The sequence below is a fragment of the Streptomyces boncukensis genome, from assembly GCF_011045075.1.
Lineage (GTDB): Bacteria > Actinomycetota > Actinomycetes > Streptomycetales > Streptomycetaceae > Streptomyces > Streptomyces boncukensis.
In genome coordinates, this window is record NZ_JAAKZZ010000662.1 from 1 (window position 1) to 3,453 (window position 3,453).

Below are 3,453 nucleotides of genomic sequence, written 5' to 3' on the forward strand. Positions count from 1 at the left end.
GTGGAGTAGTGAGGGGGTAGGTGAGTGACAAACTGCGTGACAACCGTGGCGGGCAACGACGGACGACCGCGAACAACGGCGAACCATCACCGCAGGTCAACGCAATGGTCGCCCCTGTTCAAACACCTACCTCAATTGCTTCGGGACGAAGAGGTCGTGGGTTCAAATCCCGCCACCCCGACAGAGGAAACACCAGCTCAGGGGCCTGATCCGCATTGCGGGTCGGGCCCCTGAGTGTTTTCCTGAGTGTCCTTGGGAGCCGTTTGGGAGCCGACTTCGAGATTCGGCTCCCAGGGAGCCGCCTACCGATGCCCTCACCAGCTAGACGGAAGCTCCGCGCTGAACCGAGGGCTCGCTGTCGGTGGCCCCGCCTAGCCTTGAGCCAACCACTGCCCCATAGGAGACCGGATGGCCGGGTTCAAGATCAACAAGCGTGCGATCGAGAAGATGCAGAAAGAGATCGCCAAGGAGTTTGAGCGGGCGAACCGCAAGCATCCCGTACGCATCCCCATCGAGGTCGAGCCGCCGACCATGGGCATGCTCACCCTTGCCAGCGCCAGCGGTCTTGAGAACGATCCACTGCTGTCTCGCTTGCTGCTCTGGTTGAACGAGTCCGTCCAGCAGGATCCGGGCCACTTCGTAGACGTGATCGGCTTCGCAGAGGATGAGGGACTACCAATAGCCGAGAGCGACAACATGGCGCTGGAGCTTGAGAAGCTCGGGCTCGTCAGGATCGCGCGGACGCTCGCTGGTGGCCTCTCCGACGTGTACCCCACCGACGACGGCCTACTGGAAGCACGTCGATTGCTCACCTTGCGCGCCGATGCCGTCGAACGATTCGGGCACGCCTGTGACGTGTTGCTGCGGTGGGTCCTACGAGTGGGCGGAAGGCAAGCCGCCGTTCCGGTACTGACGTTCCTGGAGGATCCACTGTGCAGCTTTGCCGGAGACCCACTCACCAATGAAGAGGTCCTCGGCGCGCTCGACTACCTGAACGAACACGATCTCGTGGAGCGAGAGATCACAAACGCAGGGGTCGCGGCCCTGATCACTGCACAAGGTACCCGCTGTGTACTCGCCGGAGGAACCGTGAATGACTATCTGAGCCGTCAACCAAGCGGCGGCGACACGTACAACATCAACGACTCCCATGGCTTTGTTGTCGGCTCCCAGCACGTGGTGCAGAACAACAGCTTTGGCCTGGACGTATCCAAGCTCGCGGAGTTCGCTCAGCAGGTCCGGCAGTTCGCACCGAGCCTGGGAGTCTCCGCAGAGGAGCAAGGTCAACTAATCCTGGACGCAGAAGTTCTGGAAGAAGCTGCCACCGCCAACGCACCTGAGCCGGGTCGGGTGCGGGCCGCATTCGACCGGCTGAACTCGACTCTCACGGCAATCGGTACGGCTACACCTGGTCTGACGATGCTCGTCGATGCAGGTCAGAGCGCGTACCAAGCGGTCTTTGGTACCTGAAGCGGGGGGGGGAGCCAGTCGACGAGGCTCCCCCAACTCCTAGCAACGAGCGGCCAAGCGGGTGCGGAGGAGGCCGTCGAGCACACGCACCGGTGACATCGGGCACATCGCCAGCCGCGCGTCGAGCGCCGCCTCCCACTGTTCGGTCAGCCCGATCATGAGGCGCTGGCGCATGCCGGGGGTGACGTGGGTGTAGCGCGCGGAGACCGAGCCGTCGATGTGTCCCATGCGTTCGTCCCTGAGCACCTTCTCGGTGCCGAGTTCGTCCATCATCGTCTGGTGGCTGTGCCGGAGGCCGTGGGGTGTGAGGCCCTTGGCGATCGGCAGCCAGCAGGCGTCGGCGCGCTGGCTCGCGCCACGTCCGCGTGCCGGGATGCCAGGCCACGGCTCGCCGAGGATCGGCACCGGGCGGGCCTCCTGGGGTGCCTTCTTCGGGTACCAGCCGGAGGCCGCCGGGGTGAACAGCCATGTGGCGAAACCGTTCCTACGCCAGTGGGCTGCGTGCTCCGACGTGGTGCCGCCCCGTACGAACCCGAGGTCGACGATGGCGCGCTCGACGCGGACTCGGGTGTCCTCCCGTACACGGTCGGGGTGGTTGAGGACGTTGGACACCGTCCCCGTGGACACCCCCGCGAGGCGTGCGACGTCGACGAGCTTCGCACCGTGGTAGCCGCCGGTACGCGCCGTGCCCTGGCCTCGGAAGACATACGTCCTGCCGTGGCAGGGGCAGGGTGTCGGCTTCGTGCGGGCGATGTGGTCGAGGACGAGGGCGGTCAGCCAGTCCATCGCGTCGATGGTGCGGTAGCTGTCGTCCTTGGGCGGGCATCGGATCAGCTCGCCGGTGTCCAGCTCGTAGAGCTGCCACTCGACACGGAACGCGCCGACCCGGACGAACTCCGTCTCCAGGCCGACGATTTCGCCCCAGCGCATGCCGGTGTAGCCCTTGAGGACGCAGGCGACGAACTCGTCGTCGCGGCCGGAGAGCAGGGCGGCCCGCTCGGCGGTCAGCAGGATGCCGAGAGCATCCGTGATGACCTTCTCCGGGCCACGGTCCCGGGAGCGGCCCGCGCGCTTGCCGCGCCCCCGTCGCCGGGCGGCCGGGTTGGAGGTGATGAGGCCCTCGTCGATGGCGTCTTCGAAGAGCAGGTGGAGCGTGGAGCGCCAGGTCTTGACGCTGGAGGCCGCGTAGAGGGCCTTCTCCTTCTTCTCCCAGGCGTCGACGTCCGTGCGCAGGATGCCGGCGAGTGCCTTGTCCTCGAACTCGGGGAGCAGGTGCTCCTCGATGTGGCGCTTGTAGTTCTGCATGGTCGAGGCGGCCAGGTCCTGGGCGGCGTACCAACGGCTCGCGTACTCGCCGAACGTCTCCTGGCCGAGAGCCGGGTCGCGCCAGTCGCCGCGCCGGTATTTGTTCTCGGCCTCGCTCGCGGCGCGCTGGGCCTCGCCCTTGCTGGCGAACTTGATCGCCTTGCCGTGCTCGTCGACGACCGTGAGGTGCTGGCCCGGCGCGATCTTGTACCGGCCGCGCCAGTAGCTTCCGCGCTTCTCCGCGAAACCCACGAATTACTCCCCTTCCTGCGTCGTCGGCTATGCGGCGGTCCCGAACTGGCCTTGGCGAGCCCGTCGTGGAGGCCGGGCACGTAGGCGTCCCACGGGTGCCGGAGTCGGTGCAGGGGAGCGGGGAGACAGTGTGGGCGGAGGATCGGCCTGCTGCCGAGGGGCGGCTGGTCGGTCCTCGTGCATACGGATGATCTCCGCGAGGTGGTCGCCGGTGAAGCGATAGGAGCGGCCGACGCGCGTGAAGGGGATGAGCCGTCGGCGGGCGCGGTCCTTGACCCACCAGGCGGAGCAGCCGAGGATCTCGGCGATCTCCTCGGGGCGGTAGAGACGGGGCAGAGCAGGGGGTATTGCGGGTTCGCGCAAGAGGGGTCCTCTTCTGGCGGGCATGGGTGCGGCAACACCGGTCCGCCGGTCGATCGCTAGGGA

At 66.6% G+C, this 3,453-nt stretch carries 3 protein-coding genes; 1 reads left to right on the top strand and 2 read right to left on the bottom strand.

Features of this window, described 5'->3' with window-relative positions; all coding sequences use genetic code 11:
- Nucleotides 1–408 precede the first annotated feature (408 nt).
- Nucleotides 409–1,470: a hypothetical protein gene (locus G5C65_RS33875; RefSeq protein ID WP_165302891.1), complete on the top strand. Its 1,062-nt coding sequence runs from the start codon at nt 409–411 to the stop codon at nt 1,468–1,470.
- A gap of 39 nt (nt 1,471–1,509) precedes the next feature.
- Here the strand turns inward: G5C65_RS33875 and G5C65_RS33880 are convergent, their stop codons facing one another.
- Both G5C65_RS33880 and G5C65_RS33885 read right to left on the bottom strand, forming a co-directional pair.
- Nucleotides 1,510–3,027 (bottom strand): LacI family DNA-binding transcriptional regulator, encoded by a 1,518-nt coding sequence (locus G5C65_RS33880; RefSeq protein ID WP_165302892.1) that lies wholly within the window; start codon nt 3,025–3,027, stop codon nt 1,510–1,512.
- 27 nt (nt 3,028–3,054) lie between these two features.
- Nucleotides 3,055–3,414, bottom strand: coding sequence for a helix-turn-helix domain-containing protein (locus G5C65_RS33885; protein WP_165302893.1), 360 nt, complete (start codon nt 3,412–3,414; stop codon nt 3,055–3,057).
- Nucleotides 3,415–3,453: the final 39 nt, after the last annotated feature.